Origin of the sequence: Sphingomonas gei (assembly GCF_004792685.1) — a bacterium.
Lineage (GTDB): Bacteria > Pseudomonadota > Alphaproteobacteria > Sphingomonadales > Sphingomonadaceae > Sphingomonas > Sphingomonas gei.
In genome coordinates this window covers 149539-168903 of the sequence record NZ_SRXT01000003.1, presented here as the reverse complement: position 1 = coordinate 168903, position 19365 = coordinate 149539, and the positions used below count along the sequence as shown (strand labels likewise).

14 protein-coding genes are annotated in these 19365 nt (G+C 67.0%); 6 read left to right on the top strand and 8 right to left on the bottom strand.

All coding sequences use genetic code 11. From position 1 onward, the window contains the following. The 4 genes from E5A73_RS08025 to E5A73_RS08010 all read right to left on the bottom strand — a co-directional run bounded on the left by E5A73_RS08025 (window position 1) and on the right by E5A73_RS08010 (window position 6409). Window positions 1-618 (bottom strand): hypothetical protein, encoded by a 618-nt coding sequence (locus tag E5A73_RS08025; protein ID WP_135963301.1) that lies wholly within the window; start codon window positions 616-618, stop codon window positions 1-3. A 266-nt stretch (window positions 619-884) separates the two neighbouring features. After that, window positions 885-2339 carry an HlyD family type I secretion periplasmic adaptor subunit gene (locus tag E5A73_RS08020; RefSeq protein ID WP_168355857.1) on the bottom strand — a complete coding sequence of 485 codons (1455 nt, stop codon included), beginning with the start codon at window positions 2337-2339 and terminating at the stop codon, window positions 885-887. Then, on the bottom strand, window positions 2336-4534 hold the full coding sequence (locus E5A73_RS08015) for a type I secretion system permease/ATPase (RefSeq protein ID WP_240700089.1): 2199 nt from the start codon (window positions 4532-4534) through the stop codon (window positions 2336-2338). The genes E5A73_RS08020 and E5A73_RS08015 overlap by 4 nt, the downstream gene beginning before the upstream one ends. Before the next feature lie 231 nt (window positions 4535-4765). Next, window positions 4766-6409: an alkaline phosphatase family protein gene (locus E5A73_RS08010; protein ID WP_135963298.1), complete on the bottom strand. Its 1644-nt coding sequence runs from the start codon at window positions 6407-6409 to the stop codon at window positions 4766-4768. A 76-nt stretch (window positions 6410-6485) separates the two neighbouring features. Between E5A73_RS08010 and E5A73_RS08005 the strand changes: the two genes are divergently transcribed. The 4 genes from E5A73_RS08005 (at window position 6486) to E5A73_RS07990 (ending at window position 11921) form a co-directional block, all read left to right on the top strand. Beyond that, window positions 6486-8504 carry a protein-disulfide reductase DsbD family protein gene (locus tag E5A73_RS08005; protein WP_135963297.1) on the top strand — a complete coding sequence of 673 codons (2019 nt, stop codon included), beginning with the start codon at window positions 6486-6488 and terminating at the stop codon, window positions 8502-8504. An 84-nt stretch (window positions 8505-8588) separates the two neighbouring features. Then, the gene (locus tag E5A73_RS08000) at window positions 8589-10058 is read left to right on the top strand and encodes a circularly permuted type 2 ATP-grasp protein (protein ID WP_135963296.1); all 1470 of its coding nucleotides are present in this window, start codon (window positions 8589-8591) and stop codon (window positions 10056-10058) included. 133 nt (window positions 10059-10191) lie between these two features. Then, complete coding sequence (locus tag E5A73_RS07995; RefSeq protein WP_206366448.1) at window positions 10192-11127, top strand: alpha-E domain-containing protein; 936 nt, start codon at window positions 10192-10194, stop codon at window positions 11125-11127. Further along, window positions 11124-11921, top strand: coding sequence for a transglutaminase family protein (locus E5A73_RS07990; RefSeq protein WP_135963294.1), 798 nt, complete (start codon window positions 11124-11126; stop codon window positions 11919-11921). The genes E5A73_RS07995 and E5A73_RS07990 overlap by 4 nt, the downstream gene beginning before the upstream one ends. On the opposite strand, the gene E5A73_RS07985 is transcribed toward E5A73_RS07990, so the two are convergent. Continuing rightward, a complete protein-coding gene (locus E5A73_RS07985; RefSeq protein WP_135963293.1) occupies window positions 11922-12707 on the bottom strand; it encodes an arginyltransferase in 786 nt (261 codons plus the stop codon). A 311-nt stretch (window positions 12708-13018) separates the two neighbouring features. After that, window positions 13019-14263 (bottom strand): threonine ammonia-lyase, encoded by a 1245-nt coding sequence (locus tag E5A73_RS07980; RefSeq protein WP_135963292.1) that lies wholly within the window; start codon window positions 14261-14263, stop codon window positions 13019-13021. Between the two features lie 60 nt (window positions 14264-14323). On the opposite strand from E5A73_RS07980, the gene E5A73_RS07975 reads away from it, so the two are divergent. Both E5A73_RS07975 and E5A73_RS07970 read left to right on the top strand, forming a co-directional pair. Then, window positions 14324-15985: an amidohydrolase gene (locus tag E5A73_RS07975; RefSeq protein ID WP_240700088.1), complete on the top strand. Its 1662-nt coding sequence runs from the start codon at window positions 14324-14326 to the stop codon at window positions 15983-15985. A 1-nt stretch (window position 15986) separates the two neighbouring features. Beyond that, the gene (locus E5A73_RS07970) at window positions 15987-16670 is read left to right on the top strand and encodes an HPP family protein (protein WP_135963291.1); all 684 of its coding nucleotides are present in this window, start codon (window positions 15987-15989) and stop codon (window positions 16668-16670) included. Here the strand turns inward: E5A73_RS07970 and E5A73_RS07965 are convergent. Together E5A73_RS07965 and E5A73_RS07960 are read right to left on the bottom strand one after the other, a co-directional pair. Further along, window positions 16667-17878 (bottom strand): MFS transporter, encoded by a 1212-nt coding sequence (locus E5A73_RS07965; protein ID WP_240700087.1) that lies wholly within the window; start codon window positions 17876-17878, stop codon window positions 16667-16669. The genes E5A73_RS07970 and E5A73_RS07965 overlap by 4 nt on opposite strands. 35 nt (window positions 17879-17913) lie before the next feature. Then, window positions 17914-19335: a glycoside hydrolase family 30 protein gene (locus E5A73_RS07960; protein WP_135963289.1), complete on the bottom strand. Its 1422-nt coding sequence runs from the start codon at window positions 19333-19335 to the stop codon at window positions 17914-17916. Window positions 19336-19365: the final 30 nt, after the last annotated feature.

Genomic DNA, 19365 nt, shown 5'->3' with positions numbered 1-19365 from the left:
CTAGACTATGGATTCGTCGGTAACCTCCGGCGCATGGACCGCCTCACAATATTTCTGCGGGTCGCGCGCCTTTGATTTGATCTTTCCAAGCATCGCTCGATAAAGCGACGCGGCTTCGTCATGAGAGAAAAGCTTGATCGTGCCGACATTGCCGGTGACGCCCGAGCCTTCGACCGCGACGTCGTATTCCGCGCTGCGCAGCAACGCTTCGATCAGGTCGCGATTCATCGTGTTGACGTACCCGGCACCCGGATCGGCGAAGTGAATGTTCCCGGAGTTCGACGCAATGCGAGTCACGCTCCCGTCGGGCGCCGCCAGACGCAGGGATTCACCGCGGACGAGGCGGCGCGGCACTTCGAAATACAGGTTGTACGGGGTGCCGAGGCGGAGGTCCTCGTGGACATGGCTCCAGCTTATCGCCGCTTGAATGGTGCGGTCTGCTTTGTCGCGATACAAATGGAATTGAAAACCGGCAGGCGGATCGAACGGCCCCGCGCCCAGAGGCGCCTCTATCACGGGGGCGTGCAGCGCGACTCTCACCCTGCCCGGCAAATAAGCGGTTTCGGAGCAGCGCCATCCGATCACCGGAGCGTCCTGCAAATCCTCGGAGCGCGTCATGTCCCGCCGACCCGATCCGGCAGTTCCGGTAGCGCACCCCGCAGCGAGCAGGACCGCGCCGCACCCGACGCCACGCACCACGGCCCGGCGCCAGGCCGGGCATCGCGTTCTCGAAGGCATGAGGCGCGGCACAATTCCCTTCCCCCCCGGGAGCAGTGAGATCGAGCGCCGAGGCAATTACCTTCTGGCGATTCGGAAAGACCCAATTGATTTTATTGATCGCGCCGAGTTGTGCGTCAACAGATCGGTTGGCAAATCGTAAAAATTCATCGCTCGCGTCCAGCCTCGTCCACGGTCTGGGCAATTGGTGACAGAAGATATTGAATGACGCGTCTTTCGCCGGTCTTGATCTCCGCCTGGACCGCAAGTCCGGGGCCGATCAGCTGGTCACGGCCGGCGATCCGGATCGTGCGCCGCTTCAGGCGAATTCGCGCGGCGTAGATCAGGCCACCACCCGGTTGCGGCCTTTCGCCCTTCGCGGTGTTCGAGGGGGTCTGCGCCTGCTCGATCGCATCGCGGCTTATTGTCTCGACCACACCATCGATCAGCCCGAAATCGGTGAAGGGATAGGCATCGAGCTTGACGCGAACTTCCTGCCCCTCGCGGACGAAGCCGATGTCCTTGTTGAGGATCTCCGCCTCGATCTCGACTGCGCTTTCGTCTGGGACGATCACCATCAGCGCCTGGGCAGGCTGGACCACCCCCCCGATCGTCGTGACCGCGAGCTGCTGGACGGTGCCGCTCACCGGCGCGCGGAGCTGCTGGAATGCGCGACGGCGAGCCGACTTGCGCAGTTCTTCGGTGGCCATGGTCGATTTGTCGGTCGCCTCGGTAAGATCGGCGAACGCGCCCTTGGCGAAGGTATCGCGAAGCTTTGCCATCTCGGCGTCGAGAGTCGCCATCGACGCGCGGGCCTTGGCGGCCGCAGCGTGCTGGACGTCGATGTTGCGCAGATGCTCGATGCGCTGCTGCTCATATTCGAGCAGCCGGATCTGGGAGAAATATCCCTTTTCGGTAAGCTCCTTGCGCGCGGCGAGCTGGCGCTCGACCAGCGGCAGCGTCTGGTCGAGCTTGGCGATCTCGGCAGTGGACGAGGCGAGCTCGGCCGCGCTCTGTGCGCGTTGCTGGGCAAGGCTGGCGCGCTGCGCTTCATATTCGGCGATCGCGATGGCGACATAGCGGCGCTGCGTCTCGGCGATCACCGCCGGCACTCCCGCCGGCGCGACGAACCCGCCACGGCCTCCGCCGAGATAATCGAGCAGGGCATCGTTGCGCGCCTTGAGCACATTGGCCGACGCCAGGCCCTGGGTGGCTTGCGCTTCGTCGGCCCCGGCGAGCGTCGGATCGAGCTCGATCAGCAGCTGGCCCTTGACGACGTGCTGGCCGTTGCGGACATGGATGGCGCGGATCGCGCCGATCTCGATCGGCTGGATCAGCTTGACGTTGGCGGACGGAATAACCTTGCCGCGCGCCACCGCCACTACGTCGACATGCGCGAAGATCGCCCACAGCAATGCGACTCCGAACAGCCCGCACAAAGTGAGCATCAGCCAGCGCAGCCCGGGGCTGGGCGGGGTCTCCATGATCTCGAGCGCGGCGGGCAGGAATTGGTGATCGCTCTGCGGGCGCGCAGCGGCATCGGCGCGGTTCTGCGCGCGCCAGGATTCGCGAAGCACCTGCCAATGCCGGGCAAGGGTGGGGAAACGCTCGGCCGGGCTCATAGCGCAGGGCCCATCTGCTTGCGGTGCAGTTGGGAATAGCGTCCGCCGGCAGCCAGCAACGCGGCGTGATCCCCTTCCTCGGTGATCGCGCCATCCTCGACCGTGACGATCCGGTGGCATTGCCGGACCGCGGAGAGCCGGTGCGCGATGATCAGCACGGTCCGGCCCTGCGCCATCCGGCGAAGGTTGGTCTGGATGATTTCCTCGCTTTCCGCGTCGAGCGCCGAAGTCGCCTCGTCGAGGATCAGGATGCGCGGGTTGCCGATCAGGGCGCGGGCGATCGCGATCCGCTGGCGCTGCCCGCCCGAAAGATTGGCGCCGCGCTCCTCGATCACGGTGTCATAGCCCTGCGGCATCGCCAGGATGAACTCGTTCGCGCCCGCCAGCTCGGCGGCGGCGATCACTGCCTCCATCGGCAGCGTCGGGTCGCCGAGCGCGATATTCTCGCGGACCGAGCGGTTGAACAGGATATTTTCCTGCAGCACCACGCCGATCTGGCGGCGCAGCCAAGCCGGGTCGACGAGCGCGAGATCGGTCCCGTCGACCAAGACCCTGCCCTGCTCGGGCACATAAAGCCGCTGGACGAGTTTGGTCAGCGTCGACTTGCCCGAACCCGACGGACCGACGATGCCGAGCATCTCGCCCGCGCCGACCTCGAGCGAGACTCCGCGCAGCGCCTCGGGCAGCTCGGCACGGTAGCGGAAGCGGACCCGATCGAAGACGATGCGGCCCTCGATCGGCGGCAGCGTGGCGCGGTTGGGATTGTGCTCGGGCTCGGCCGGCGCATTGAGCACGTCGCCGAGCCGATCGACCGAGATGCGCGCTTGCTGGAAATCCTGCCACAACTGCGACAGGCGCAGGATCGGCTGGGCGACGCGTCCCGCAAGCATGTTGAACGCGACCAGCGATCCGATCGTCAGATCGCCCGCGATCACCGCCTTCGCACCGAAATACAGGATCAGCACCGTCGTCAGCTTCGACACGAGCTGGATCAGATGGCTACCCCAATTGGCGAGCCTGATCACCGAGAAGCCGATGCTGGTATAGCCGGCGAACAGCTTCTCCCATTTGTCGCGCATCTGCGGCTCGACCGCCATCGCCTTGAGCGTGCCGATGCCCGTGACGCTCTCGACCAGGAAGGCCTGGCTCTCGGCGCCGCGGCGGAACTTCTCGTCGAGCATCGCGCGCAAGGGCGGCGTGATCAGGATCGAGATCGCGGCATAGACCGGAATCGACAAAGCCACGATCAGGCTGAGCATCGGGCTGTACAGGTACATCACCGCGAAGAACACAATGGTGAAGAACAGGTCGAGCACCACGGTCACCGAATTGGACGTCAGGAACTCGCGGATGCGCTCGAGCTCGCGGACGCGCGCGACGCTGTCGCCGACGCGCCGGGCTTCGAAATAGCTGAGCGGCAGATTGAGCAGGTGCCGGAACATCCGGGCGGACAGCTCCGCATCGACTCGATTGGTGCTGTGCGCGAACAGCCAGTTGCGCAGCCCCGATAAGGCGGTTTCCCAGAGCAGCACCACCGCGAGGCCGATCGCGAGGACATCCAGCGTCGACATGGATTGATGGACGAGCACCTTGTCGATCACCAGCTGGAAGAAGATCGGCGAGACCAGCCCCATCACTTGCAGGAAGAAGGAGGCGATGAGCACGTCGCGCAACGGCTTTCTGTAGCGGACCAGCGCTGGGATGAACCAGCTGATGTCGAAGGGACGCGTGGCCCCGGCGAAACGATCGCGCGACGTCAGCAGGAGCAGCCGTCCGGTGGCGCGCCCGACGAATTCTTCCGTGGTCCAGACCTCCGGCCGATCGGCACCGGCCGGCTGGACGAGCAACCGCGAAGCTTCCTTCGCCTCCTCGACCTTCAGGACAAGGATCGCGCTGCCGTCGCGCAAGGTCGCGATCGCGGGAAGCGGAAGTCCGGCGAGTTCGGACTCCCGCGCCGATCGAATACGCGCGATCAGGCCCAGTCGCTTCGAGATGCGCGACAGATCTTCCAGGGTGAACGGATCGTCGCCCTTGCCGCGTTCATGGACGATCTGGCCCGGATCGGCGGCCACGCCGAGGAACCGCGACAGCAACAGGAAGCAGGCCAGCGCCGGGTCGAGCGACTGTTGGGCAACGGCGGATGGTGGGGCATCGGACTGAAACGTCATGTAATGGAGTGTGCCCGCCCATTCCATTTCCGATCCGGCGCGAATCGGCTAGAAAAGCGAGCATAACCCGCGCACCTGATCCTGACGACCGCCAATAACCGCGCATCCGTTACTGACCGGCCAGACCTCGAGTGCCCCAATCGTTCGAGGAACGTTGCGGCGATAGCTGGTCTCGCTTTGGCAAGTGCGCTGCTCTGCTCGCGCGATGCGAGCGGGCATGTCGCCGCAAGTCCGGGTTAAAGGACGAAAGCGTTTAGCTCACGGGCAGGTCGTTCCTGCCCCCGCATCCAGATCGAGACACCGCCCGTCGATCTGCACCGGCACCGGCACGCCGATCAGCGACGCGAGCGTCGGCGCGATGTCGACCGTCTCCACCGACAGCGGCTGCTCGAAACCGACCATCCCCTTGCGCCAGAACAGGATCGGCACGCGCCGGTCATAGTCCCAGAAACTGCCATGCGTCGCGACATAACCGGGTCCTGGCGTCGCGATCGGAGTCACGCGCGGCTTGAGGGCGATAACGAGGTCGCCCGAACGCGAAGGCTCGTACGACTGCCGCGCGCGCTCGAGCAGGGTCCAGGTCTCGGGCGGCCCCTTCGGCGCGGCGGTCGCCGCGATCTGGGCGCGGGTCAGCACTGCCTGGACCTGCGGGTGCGCCGAATAGAGCCGGATCGCTTCCGCCTGCACCGCGGCGCGCTGCGCCTTGGTCAGCTTCGGATCGAAATAGACGTCGCCCGCCGCGCCGCCGACCAGCGTCGGACCCGCAATCGCCAGCTTCGCCGCGATCTGCTTGCCGATCGCGATCGCCGACAGCGCCGGATCGACGCGCGCCGCCGTGGGCGCGGCATGGTCGCGGTTGCGTTCGGGCAAATCGTGGCCGCCGTGATCGGCGGTCAGCACCACGGCATAGTCGACGCCGGTCTTGTCGAGCACCGCGAACAGCTTGCCGAGCGTCTGGTCGAGCGCCTGCAGCTGGAGACACATCTCGCTGCCCTCGGTGCCGAGGCTATGGCCGACATAATCGGTAGCGGACGCGCCGAGGATCAGCAGATCGGTATGCGGCCCCTGTCCCAGCTTCATGTCGGTCGCGAGACCTGCGCCGAGCGCGAGGATCGCCTCGTCGAACTCGGGCGAGGCGCGGAAGGCCTTGACGTCGCCGGCGGCGCGGGCGAACCGCCCGTCCCCGACCGAGAAGGTCGGCGTCACCGGCACCGCCCGGCTTCGCGCCCGGCAGAACGGAGTCAGCGCGATCGGCTCCTGCGCCTGGGCGAGTCGCTCGGCGACGCTGGTATTGACCCGCCCGACCATCGCGGGCTCGGCGCGGCCGGCATAGGAGACGAAGCCCTTGCCGTCCCACCACCAGAGTTCGTCGACCTTGTGCCCGCCCATCATCACCGCGGCGCGGTCCTTGCCCGCGACCGAGACGACGCGGCTGGCGGGATCTGCGAGCTTCATCCACTCGCCGAGCGTCGGCACCTTCAGATGCTTGTCCGAGACGGTGTATTTGGTCGAAGTGCTGCCGGGGACGCTCTCGTCCTCGGCGCAATAGACGGTCTTGTCTTCGCGCGGTGCACCGAAATCGGTCCAGTCATTGGCGATGATCCCTGTTCGCGCCGGTCGTGCGCCGCTGAGGATCGTCGAGTGGCCGGGACAGGTCTCGGTCGCGGCGTGGCTCTGATACCCCGAGGGGAACACCGCACCCGACAGCAGCCGGGCGAATCCTTCACGGAACTGGCCGCGATATTCGGCGAACAAGTCCGCCGAGAACTGGTCGACCGAGATCACCACCAGCAGCTTCGGAGGCGCGGCCGGCGCCGCAGAAGCAGCGGACGCGGGCGCCTGTTGGGCAGCGGCCGGAATGGCGGCGAGCAACGCCAGCGCAGCGGGAAGAACAAACTTCATCGGGAACCCGTCTCCGAAGCGTGAGGGAATTTTGCCCAGCTATTGTCCATCGGACTTTCTTGGGCAAGGAAATGCCATGGCCCTGCTTCGTTTCGTCTTGATGTCGCTCGCGCTCTGGCTGGCGACCGCCCCCGCATCGGCGCAGCCGCCGGGCAAGGGCCCGCATGTCCGCATCGAATTGATCGCCGAGACCGATCGTCCGGCCGCCGGCAGCGAAGTCACGCTCGCTTTTGCCTCGACCCCCGAGCGCGGCTGGCATGCCTATTGGGAAAATCCCGGCGACGCGGGGCTTCCGGTCAGGGCGCAATGGACGCTGCCGACGGGCGCGACCACCGATCCGATCCGCTACCCCGTGCCGCAGCGGCTGACCATCGCCGGGCTGATGAACTATGTCTACGAGGCGCCGTTCGCGCCGCTGGTGACGCTGCACGTTCCCGCCGAAGCGAAGCCCGGCGATCCGTTTCCCGTCCGCGTGAAGCTCGACTATCTCGTCTGCACCGACCAGATATGCGTTCCCGAGAAGGCCGAGCTCGCGACCACGCTGACCATCGGCGACGGCGCCATCCCCGCCGACCGCCGGGCCCGCTTCGACGGCTGGCGCGCCGCATTGCCCAAGCCGCTGGGCGCGCAGGCGACCTATCAGCGGGACGGCGCCATGTTCCGGCTGGGAATACCCTTTCCCGCCGCGGCTTCGCTTGCGGGCGAAGGCTATTTCTACCCGCTGACTCAGAATGCGATCGACTATGCCGCCCCGCAGCGCGTGATCCGCGAAGGCGACCGGGTCGTAGTCGAAGCGGCCGCCAAAGCGCCTTCGGGTGCGGTCAACGGCGTGCTGGCGTTCGGCGACCGGGGCTTCATCGTCCAGGCCATCCCCGGCACGGTGCCTCCCGCCGCGGCCAGCGGCGGCTGGCTCGGCGCGACGCTCCTCGCCTTTCTCGGCGCGGTAACGGGCGGGCTGATCCTCAACATCATGCCGTGCGTCTTCCCGATCCTGAGCCTCAAGGCGCTGAGCCTCGCCAAGTCCAATGACGCCAATGCGAAGCCGCGCGGCGAAGCACTCGCTTATACCGCCGGGGTGATCGCGGTATGCCTTGCGCTCGGCGGCGCATTGCTCGCGATCCGCGCAGCCGGCGCCACGGTGGGCTGGGCGTTCCAGCTGCAGGATCCGCGGATCATCCTGATCCTGCTGCTGCTGATGACCGGCATCGCGCTCAACCTTGCCGGCCTGTTCGAAATCGGCGCCCCGGGCTTCGTCAACCGCGCCGCCGCGCGCGGCCATGGCGGCGCCTTCGCCACCGGCGCGCTCGCCGCCTTCGTGGCGACTCCGTGCAGCGGCCCGTTCATGGCGTCAGCGCTCGGCGCGGCATTGATCCTGCCCTGGCCCGCGGCGCTGGCGATCTTCGCCGGGCTCGGGCTCGGCATCGCGCTTCCCTTCCTGCTGCTCGGCTTCATCCCCGCGCTGCGGCGACGCCTGCCCAAACCCGGCGCGTGGATGATCCGGCTGCGCCATATCCTTTCGATCCCGATGTTCCTGACCGCACTGGCGCTGCTTTGGGTGCTGTGGCGGCAAGCGGGCAGTCTGGGCCTGATCCTTGGCCTCGGGTCGGTCCTGATCGTCGCGCTGGGGCTGTGGACGGTCGGGGTTCGTCAGCACAAGGGCCGCAGCTTTGCCTGGCTGTTCGCGCTGCCGGCGCTGGTCCTCGCGATCGCTCCCGCGGCCTTCGTCCGCCCGGTCGCGCTCGAGCAGAAGTTCGCGCATGGCGAGCGCTTCAGCGAGGCGCGCCTCGCCGCGCTTCGCGCGCAGGGCCGCCCGGTCTTCGCCTATTTCACTGCCGACTGGTGCCTGACCTGCAAGGTCAACGAAAAGGCAGTGATCGAGACCGCGCCGGTCATCCGCGCGCTCGCCAAAGGCAAGGTTGCGGTACTGGTCGGCGACTGGACCAATGGCGATCCCGAACTCGGCCGCTTCATCGAGCGACACAACCGCGCCGGTGTGCCGCTGTATCTCTGGTACGCGCCGGGCACCGTCGAGCCCGAAATCCTGCCCCAGATCCTCAGCAAGTCGCTGCTGACCGAGCGTGCTGCCGCCCGATAACGCCCCCTTGTGCAACGCAACAAAGCATTGCAGCATGGAACTTGCGATGGAACTTGCGGCGGCCTGCTGCACTTGGGAGCGTTGATGGCGACACGCGGGGCGTTTGACGAGATCTGGGGGCATGGCGGGCCCGAAGACCCGCGGCCCGAATTCGCTGCGCTGTCGCAGTGGGTGGCCGACACCCCGGCTACAGAACTCCAGCGCCGCCAACAATCCGCCGAGGCCGCGTTCCGCCAATTGGGCATCACCTTTGCAGTCTATGGCGACAGCGACGCGGCCGAGCGGATCATCCCGTTCGATATCGTGCCGCGCGTCTTCCTCCAGCAGGAATGGACGCGGCTGTGCGAGGGGCTGGTCCAGCGGGTCGAGGCGATCAACGCCTTCCTCGAGGACATTTACGGCGAACGCCGCATCCTCAAGGAAGGGCTGATCCCGCCCGAATTGATCTATCGCAACGAGCAGTTCCGCCCCGAAGTGGCCGGCATCCGCCCGCCGCACGGCGTATGGGCGCACATTTGCGGGATCGATCTGGTCCGCGTCGGGCCCGACGAATTCTATGTGCTCGAGGATAATGCCCGGACCCCCTCCGGCGTCTCGTACATGCTCGAAAATCGTGAGGCGATGCTGCGGCTCTGCCCCGAACTGTTCCGCGATTTCCGCGTCGCGCCGGTCGATTCCTATCCCGACATGCTGCTCGAGACGATGCGCTCGGTCGCGCCCGGCAACAATCGCCACCCGGTCTGCGTCGTGCTCACTCCCGGCCATTTCAACTCGGCTTATTACGAACACAGCTTCCTCGCCGATTCGATGGGGATCGAGCTGGTCGAGGCGGCCGATCTGGTCGTCGACGACGATTTCGTCTGGGTGCAGACCATCGCCGGCCGCGTGAAGGTCGACGTGATCTATCGCCGGATCGACGACGATTATCTCGACCCGCTCACCTTTCGCGCGGACTCGCTGCTCGGCGTACCCGGGCTGATCGGCGCCTATCGCGCGGGCAATGTCGCGCTGATCAACGCGCCCGGAAACGGCATTGCCGACGACAAGGCGATCTACAGCTACATGCCCGAGATCGTGAAATTCTATTCCGGCGGCGAGGCCAAGCTGCCCAATGTCGAGACCTTCCGCTGTCGCGAACCGCAGGCGCTCAGCTATGTGCTCGACAATCTGGGCGAACTGGTAGTGAAACTGGTCGACGGTTCGGGCGGCTACGGGATGCTCGTCGGCCCCACCGCGACCAAGGCGCAGATCGCCGACTTCCGCGCGGCACTGACCGCCGAACCGCACCGCTATATCGCGCAGCCGACGCTCGCACTGTCGACCGTGCCGACGATGAGTGATTCAGGCCTCGCGCCGCGGCACGTCGATTTCCGTCCGTTCGTGCTGACCGGCAGCGACGGGGTCCGCGTGGTGCCCGGCGGGCTCACCCGGGTAGCGCTGCGCGAGGGATCGCTGGTGGTCAATTCGAGCCAGGGCGGCGGAACGAAGGACAGCTTCGTGCTGCTCGAGGATGGCCCGGCCGGCCAATCCCAGTCTCAGAGGCAATCGCAATGATCGCCCCGCTTCGTCACCCCCGCGAAGGCGGGGCCCCATCTCCCGCCCCCGGCTCGCCCAAAACCGCCGTCGGCGCCCGCTGCATCTCTCCGAGATGGGCCCCCGCTTTCGCGGGGGTGACGACGATATGCTGATGTTGTCGCGCACCGCGGCGGCGCTCTACTGGCTTGGCCGCTATGTCGAGCGTGCCGACTTCATCGCGCGGCTGGTCGAAGCCACCGTCCGGCTCGATGCGCTTTCGGCGCGGCCCGCGGGCGAAGCGGCGTGGCAGAGCGCGCTGGCCGTCACCGATACCGACGACGCCTTCGCGGCGACCGGGCAGAGCTATACCCAGAGCAACGTCGCGCGCTTCCTGACGCTCGATCCCAGCCATCCCGGCTCGATCGTCCGCTGCCTGGAAATGGCGCGCAACAACGCCCGCGCCGTGCGCACCGCGCTCACCCGCGACGCCTGGACCGCGATCAATCGCGCTTGGTGGCTGTTCCAGAACCGCGCCTCGACCGGCGGCGCCACCGCGACGCTCAACCTGGTCGAGCAGGTCAAGGGCGAGACGCGCGGTTTCGAGGGCTCGATCCACCGGATGATGCGCAACGAAGCGACGTGGCTGATCCAGCTCGGCGCGGCGATCGAGCGCGCCGACAACACCGCGCGGCTAGTCGACGTCAAATATCATCTGTTGCTGCCCGAGGACGAGGCCGTCGGCGGGGTAGTCGATCGCGACCAGTGGACGACGATCCTCCAGACCGTGTCGGCAGTGACTGCCTATCGCTGGCTGTACAGCGACGGGCTCCAGCCCGCCAATGTCATCGACCTGCTGATCAGCCGCTTCGAACTGCCGCGCAGCCTGGCGGCGTGCGTCGAGGAAGCGGTGCAGCTGCTCAGCCAGCTCGCGCGGCGCACCGGGCTGCAGGGCGAGGCCGACCGCATGGCGCGCGCGCGGATGGCGCGGATGCAGAAGACGCGAACCTCCGAAGTGATCGTCAGTGGGCTTCACGAATATCTCGAGGCGTTCATCCACGAGAATTCGATGCTCAATGCCGCCGTGGCGCGGCAGTTCAGGTTCATATGAGAATAACGATCGACCATCGCACGCGCTATCGCTTCACCAAGCCGCAGGCGCGGATCGTGCAGATGCTGCGGCTGACGCCGTGCGACACCCAGGATCAGACCGTGGTGAGCTGGATGGTCGGGGTCGATTGCGACGCGCGGCTGCGCGATGCGACCGACGGCCTCGGCAACGCCGTGACGATGCTCTACGCCGAGGGGCCGATCGAGGAGATCGACATCGCCGTGACCGGCGAGGTGCTGACCGTCGACAGCAGCGGCGTGGTGCACGGCTCGATCGAGCCGCTGCCGCCGATGATCTATCTGCGCACGACGGAACGCACGACATTGGGTGACGATCTTCGGGCATTTGCGGCGGACAGCATGGCGCTTGCCGGCGATCCGCTGGACCGCCTCCACGCATTCAACGCCGCACTCCACATCCGCTTCCCGCACGTCCCCGACGCGGCGGACACCGGGCTGACTGCGGCGGAAGCCTTTGCACGCGGACGTGCCACTTCGCGCGACGCCGCGCAGATGTTCATCGCGGCGGCGCGCAGCTTCGAAGTGCCGGCGCGCTACGTCTCGGGATATCGGATCGACGGCAACGCCCAGTCTGCCCCGCACGCATGGGCGGAGGCGCATGTTGAGCGACTGGGTTGGGTCGGCTTCGATCCGGCGACGGGGCTGTCCCCCGATGACGGCTATGTCCGGGTAGCGGTCGGTCTCGACGCGCTCGGCGCGGCATCGATCGCCGGCACCCGGATCGGCGCCGGCGACGAGGAGCTCGACGTCGCGCTTCGCGTCTCGCAGGAATGATCAGGCCAGTTCGCGCACCCGCGCCGGGACGGGCATCGACACGGCCAGATCCTCGTCGGTGAGCACCGACCAGCCATTGGGACCGAGGACTTCGATCGGCCGATAGCGCGTCTTGTACGCCATCCGCTCCGAGCCCTTCACCCAATAGCCGAGATAGACATAAGGCAGGCTGGCCGAGCGCGCGCGCAGGATGTGATCCATGATGATGAAATTGCCGAGGCCGGGGCGGGTTTCGCTGTCGGCCTCGAAGAAGCTGTAGATCATCGACAGGCCGTCGGCCTGCTGGTCGGTGATGCACGCGCCGATCAGCCGGCCGCGCACGCCTTCCACCGAAGGCTCGCGATATTCGATGACGTAGGAGCTGACCGGCGACTGTTCGACCATGTCGGCATAGTCGTTCTCGTCCATCGCTGCCATGCCGCCGCCCGGATGCCGCGACGTCAGATAGCGGTGGAGCAGCTCGAACTGCTCCTCCGTCGCCCATGGCTTGCAGGCAGTGACCTCGAGATCGCCGAGCCGCTTGAGCAATTTGCGCTGGGTGGCGTTGGGCTGGAACTGATCGGCGACGACGCGCACCGAGACGCATGCGGTGCAGCCCGCGCAGCTCGGCCGGTAGGCGACCGACTGGCTGCGGCGAAAGCCGATCCGGCCGAGCGCATCGTTGAGCTCGCCGGCATGCTGGCCGGTCAGTTCGGTGAAGATCTTCCGCTCCTGCCGGCCCGGCAGATACGGGCATGGCGAGGGACTCGTCACGAAGAACCGCGGGAAACGGGAGAGTGCAGTCACCGCTCAAGCCTTTGCTTCGGCCCTGCGAACGGGCCTGTAGGACGACTATGAAGCGGGAAGCGGATGATGAAAAGCCGATTCACCAAGAAAGAGAGTTAACGTTTAAACTCTGTGCAACCTATCGAAACCAAAGGGTTGCGCCGTACCGCGCTGGCACGCGTACGGGCTTCGTTAACTATAGCGGCGTTGTGCGGGGTAAGCCGCCGCAACGCTGCCGAAACGCTATATCCGTACTGGAATCTCAAGTGAATCCCGCGGCGACTCGGTTCGCCGTATGGGCGATTCGGTTGGGCGCAGGACCTGCCGGAAGGCTAAGCCAGCTCGACTGGGCTCACTTCATATTGCGCCCGGCGCAGCGCGGTCATCAGCCGGTCGAGATGGTCGCGATCGCGCGTCTCGCATTCGATGTCGGTGATCAGGCCCTTGGCAGGGAGCGTCGTGAATACGCGCTGATGATAGACCTCGATGATGTTGACGCCCTGTTCGTGGAAGATCCGCGCCACGTTGAACAGCGCGCCCGGGCGGTCCTGGAGGCGGATGCGGAGGCGCGCGAGGCGCCCCGAGCGGGCGAGGTCGCGCAGCAGCACGTTGGCGAGCAGCCGCGTGTCGATATTCCCGCCGCACAGGATGGTGCCGACGGTCTTGCCGCGGAACCGCTCGGGCTCGGCCATCAATGCCGCGAGCCCGGCGGCGCCAGCGCCCTCGACCACCGTCTTCTCGATCTGGAGGAGCAGGCTGACGGCCTCTTCCAGCCGGCGTTCGCTGACGAGAACGATGTCGTCGACCAGCGCCTCGACCATCTTCGACGTGATCCCGCCGGGCTCCTTGACCGCGATACCCTCGGCGAGCGTATCGCCCGCGCACGGCATGTCGGTATGATGGATGCGGTTGTACATCGATGGGTAGAGCTCGGCCTCGACCCCTACGACATCGAGCATGCGGCCCTCGGACTTCGCGACCACCGCCGAGCCAGAGATCAGCCCGCCGCCGCCGATCGGGATCACCAGGGTGTCGATTTCCGGCACGTCCTCAAGCATCTCGAGCGCAGCGGTCCCCTGCCCCGCGATGATCCGGACATCGTCGAACGGGTGGACGAAGGTGAACCCCCGCTCCGCCTCCAGCTCGCGGGAATGCGCATAGGCGGCGTCGAAGGTTTCGCCGTGAAGGATGACGTTGGCGCCGTGCCCCTCGGTCTGAGTGATCTTCACCGTCGGGGTGTTGAGCGGCATCACGATCGTGCTCGGGATGCCGAGCCGGGTCGCGTGATACGCCAGCCCCTGCGCATGGTTGCCGGCCGAGGCCGCGATCACGCCCTTGGACCGCGCGGTCTCGTCGAGCTGGAGCAAGGTGTTGAGCGCGCCGCGCTCCTTGTAGGCGGCGGTGAACTGGAGATTCTCGAACTTTAGATAGACCGTCGCGCCGGTGAGATCGGACAGGGTCTTGCTCACCAGGGTCGGCGTTCGAACGACCGAGCCCATAATCCGTTGCGCAGCCGCACGAACATCGGTGATCGATACGGGGAGCGGCGTCTGCGCCGGTGCTGCTTTGGTGGCCATGATGGCTTCCGCCTAGACCATCTGGCGCGGCGGGGGAACAGGTCCTATGCGCGGAAGCCTATGTCCAAGCTGCCCCTGCTCGCGCGCCTGATGGCCCCGCTCCTCGCGCTCGCCCCCCCCGTCACCGCGCGGGCGGACGCGCTCATCGACAACGTCAACGGCATGACGCTCGACGACAAGGGGCAGGTCACTCGCTTCACCGGACTGATGATGAACCGCGACGGCAAGATCACCTATGTGCTCAAGAGCGGGGAGCGGCGGCCCAAAAAGGTCGACTGGAAGATCGACATGGGCGGCAAGACGATGGTGCCCGGCATGATCGACGGGCACGGCCACGTAATGGGGCTCGGCGCGCAGCTGCTCCGCCTCGATTTGTCCGACACCAATTCGCTCGACGAAGCGCTGGCCAAGATCCGCATTTATGCCGCCGCGAACCCGACCAAATGGATTCTCGGCGGGGGCTGGAACCAGGAACGCTGGAAGCTCGGCCGCTTCCCCACGGCCGCCGAACTCGACTCCGCCGTCGGCGATCGCCCGGCGTGGTTCGAGCGAGTCGACGGCCACGCCGCCTGGGCCAATAGCCGCGCCATCGCGGCTGCCAGCGTCACTGCGGCGACCAAGGACCCGAATGGCGGGCGGATCGAACGCGGCACCGGCGGAAGACCCGCAGGCGTCTTCGTCGACGCGGCGATGGGCCTCGTCGCCAAGACCATCCCCGGCCTCACGCCGCGCGAGCAGAACGCGGCCTTCCTCGCCGCGCAGGAAAAGCTGCTCTCGCTCGGCGTTACCGCCGCGGCCGACATGGGCACGACCCAGCCGGATTGGCTGACCTATCGGCGGATGGGCGATCTCGGCCTGCTCAAGTTCCGCATCCTCAGCTATGCGAGCGGCGTCGACACCGCACTCGCCGTGGCGGGCCAAGGCCCGACGCCATGGCTCTATGCCGAACGGCTGCGAATGGGCGGGATCAAGCTGTACGACGATGGCGCGCTCGGCTCGCGCGGGGCATGGCTCAAAGCCGACTATGCCGATGCGCCGGGCAACAAGGGGCTACCCTTCCTCACCGACGATCAATTGCTCAACAACATGATCCGCGGCGCGATGGACGGCTTCCAGATCGCCGTCCACGCGATCGGCGACCGCGCCAACCAGCAGGTGCTCGACGCGATCGAAGTCCTGTCCGAAACCTATAAGGGCGACCGCCGCTGGCGGATCGAGCATGCCCAGATCGTCGATCCCAACGATCTGCCGCGTTTCGGCAAGTTCGGCACGATCGCGTCGATGCAGCCGGTCCACCAGACCAGCGACATGCACATGGCCGAGGCACGGCTGGGCGAAGCGCGGCTCGCCGGCGCCTATGCCTGGCGCTCGATGCTGCAGAACGGTTCGCGCCTGGCGTTCGGGTCGGACTTCCCGGTCGAAAGTCCCGATCCCTGGGCCGGCTGGGCAGCGAGCTTCACGAGGCAGGACGCGAGCGGCCAGCCGTTCGGCGGCTGGCGCCCGCAGGAGGCAGTGACTCGCGAACAGGGCTGGGCCGGCTTCACCACCGGCGCGGCCTATGCCGGGTTTGCCGAGGACAAGATCGGCCGGATCGCAGTGGGCATGCGCGCCGACTTCCTGATCCTCGACCGCGATCCGCTGCTCGCCGCGCCGGGCGACTTGCGCGCGACCAAGGTGATCGAGACCTGGGTCGGCGGCGACCGCGCCTGGCAGCGCAAATAGGATGAGTCTCGGGGATCGGCGCTTCGCCCTGCTGCTGGCGGGGGCGAACTGGCGCGAACGGCTGATCGCCGGAATAGGCGCGGTGATCGGTGTCGGGCTGTGTGCCGCGATCTCGTCGCTCGTCGCGCCGAATCACGGCCTGTTGCTGGCGGCGCCGCTCGGCGCGTCGGCGGTGTTGCTGTTCGCAGTGCCTTCGAGCCCGCTCGCCCAGCCCTGGCCGATCGTCGGCGGAAACATCGTCTCGGCTCTGGTGGGGATAGCGACCGCGCAACTGCTGGGGCATGGCGCGCTGGCGGCGGGCGTAGCGGTAGGCGCCGCGATCCTGCTCATGTCGGTACTGCGCTGCCTGCATCCGCCCGGCGGCGGCACAGTGCTGCTGCCGGTGCTCGCGCCCGCGGTTCTCGCGCAAGGCTATGGCTTCGCGCTGTTGCCGATCGGGCTGAATGCCGTCGCGCTCGCGGCGATCGGAGTCGCGTTTCATCGCCTCTCCGGCCACAGCTATCCGCACCGTCCGATGAAGGTCGCCGATCGGCCGCGATTGCTGATGGAGGACATCGACGCCGCGCTCGAGCAATCGGGCGAGACCTTCGACGTCAGCCGCGAGGATCTCGAAGCGTTGCTCGACCGCGCCGAACGGCACGCTGCGACGCGGCGCATCGCGACGGGAAGGCCATCGCGAACCTAGAGCTTCAGCGGCAAGCGCATCGAAGTGCGCGGCGACGCCCGACCCGCCGAGCCCGCGAACAGCGCGACGACAAGGTAAGCGGCGAGCGGCACGACGAATATCCAGCCGAGCCCGGCGCGATCGGCGACCTGCCCGGCCAGCAGCGGGACCATTGCACCGCCGGAGATCGCGACGCAGAGCAGGCCGGATGTCGCCGCCGGCGATGCCGCCGAGCGCTCGAGAGTCAGCGAAAAGATCGTCGGGAACATGATCGAATTGAACAGGCCGATCCCGAGCGCGCAGCCCGCGGCGATCGGCCCGGGTGCGAGCAATGCCGCGCCACAGAGCAGCACCGCCGCCAACGCCGCGGCGAGCAGCAGGCGCGGGGCAGCGACTCGCGTCAGCAGCCAGCTCCCCGCGAAGCGCCCGACGAGCGCGCCGCCCCAATAGAAAGTCGCCAGCCATGCGCCGGCTTCGGCCATCGACAGCCCGAGCGTGCGCGCGTCCGCGAGGAAATTGATCATCATGCTGCCGATCGCAACTTCGGCGCCGACATAGAGCGCGAGGGCTACCGCGCCGAACACTGCCCAGCGCGAGCGGAAGGCGCCGGCGATGTCGGGCGACCGCTGGGCGGGCGGGGCGGCGCGGGCGATCGGGCGGCGGACCAGCCAGAGCGTCACCATCAACACGGCCACCATCATCGCGATCGTCAGGAACGCGCGCTGGACCGCGAACAGCCCTGCCGCGCGCGCTGCCTCCGAGAGCGGTTCCGAACCCGCAAAGACCGGTTCGCCGAGAATCAGCCGGGCGCCGAATTGCACCCCGGCGACGACGCCGAGCGCATTGAACGACTGCGCCAGCGTCAGGCGAAAATGACTGCGCTCGGGCGATCCCAGCGCGGCGGCGAGCGGATTGGCGCCGACTTGCAGCGTCACGATCCCAGCGGCGAGAACGAACAGGCCGCCGAGCAGCAGCAGGAAATGCGGTGCCCAGACGGTCGTCTGAACGATGAGGCAACCGGCGATCATGCCGGCGAGTGCGATCATCATCGTCGGAATCGCGCCGATGCGGCCGAGCAGCGCTGCCGCGGGGAGCGACACGATGCCGAACGCGGCGAAGAACACGATATGGGTGAGCAGCGCCTCGGTATAGGACAGGTCGAAGACGCGGCGCAGCGCCGCGACCAGCGGATCGTTGTTCGCGCAGATGAATCCCCATGCGAAGAACAATGCCGTGACCGAGGCGAAGGCGGGCGCGGAACGGTTCAGCGGCGGCCCCGCCAGCGGAAGGTGGCGGCGGCGCCGGGTGCCAGGCTATAGGCGAAATGGCGACCATCGTTGACGACGGTGAACGCTGTCGCGTCCTTGGCTGCATTGAAGGCAAGCAGCACATTCGATCCGTCTGGATTGGCGAAGGCAACGGTTTCGACTTCGCCCGAGCGGCTGTCCGACGCGATCCGCCACGCGCCCACTGCGACGAAGCGGCTGGCATGGCCGAGCGCGTAATATTCGAGATTGCGGGTGACCGCGCCGGTCCGGCTGTCGATGGTCACGACGCCGCGGCAATTGCCGCAGCCGCCGAGATGCGGGCCGAAATTCTCGTCGAGCGCGAGGTTCCACATCAGCACGCCGCGCGCCCAGTTGCGGGTGCTGCCGATCACGAGATTGCGCATCGTCCATGCCCAGCTGTCGGGCCAGGCCGTGGACCATTCGCCGCCCGAGCATTCGGTGAAGAACACGTCCTTGTCGGGATGCCGGTCGCGAACCTCGCTTTGCGCCCTGACATTGCCCCCATAGCAATGCCAGGCCACGCCCGCGACATGACGCGCGGCCTGCGGATCGGCGAGCACGGCGAGCGGCTGTTTGGGTTGGTCCCAATTATGGTCCCAGTCGAGGATGCGGGTCTTCAGCCCGGCGCGTTCGAGCTCGGGGCCGAGATGATCGCCGATGATGCGCGCGCGTTGCGCGGCGCTCAATCGCATGCCGGGATAATTGTCCGGTTCGAAATCGGGCTCGTTCTGGATGCTGAGATAGTCGATCGGGCCGATCGTGGAAGCGAAGCCCTGCACCGTGCGGCGCAAATAGGTGGCGAAAGGCGCATAGGCCCGTTCGCGCAGGCTGCCCTTGATCAGCGAGTCGGTCGTCTTCATCCAGCCCGGCGCGCTCCACGGCGAGATCATCACGGCGAGCCGCGGATTGACCGCGCGTGCGGCCTTGGCGGTAGGCAACACGTCTACGCTTGCGGCCGCGATCGAGAAATGCGCGAGCCCCGGATCGGTCTGCCCCTTCGGCACATCGTCGTAGCTATAGTGGCTGCGCGAAAAATCGGAGGCGCCGACGGTCAGCCGCGTGAACGAGAAATTGAGCCCTGGCGCGGGCCCGAACAGTTCGGCGAGCAGCGCCTTGCGCTGGGCCGCATTCATTCGCTTCTGGATCAGCCACGCCGAGGCATCGGTGATCGAGGCGCCGAAGCCGACCATGCGCTGATAACGCTGCGCCGGATCCACTGCGATGGCATCGGGCGGCGGTGCGCCGATCTCGAAGGGAAGCGAGACTTGCTGCGCGAGCAAAGCCGCCTTGTCGGGGGTGGTGAGCCAGACCTCCACCGCCCCAGGAGTGGCGCTCGGCCGGCCTATCGGCGCGCAGGCGGTGATGGCCAGTGCCAGCAGCAAAGCGAGCCTTCTCATGACATCCTCCCCATCCGCGGTTGCTCGTCG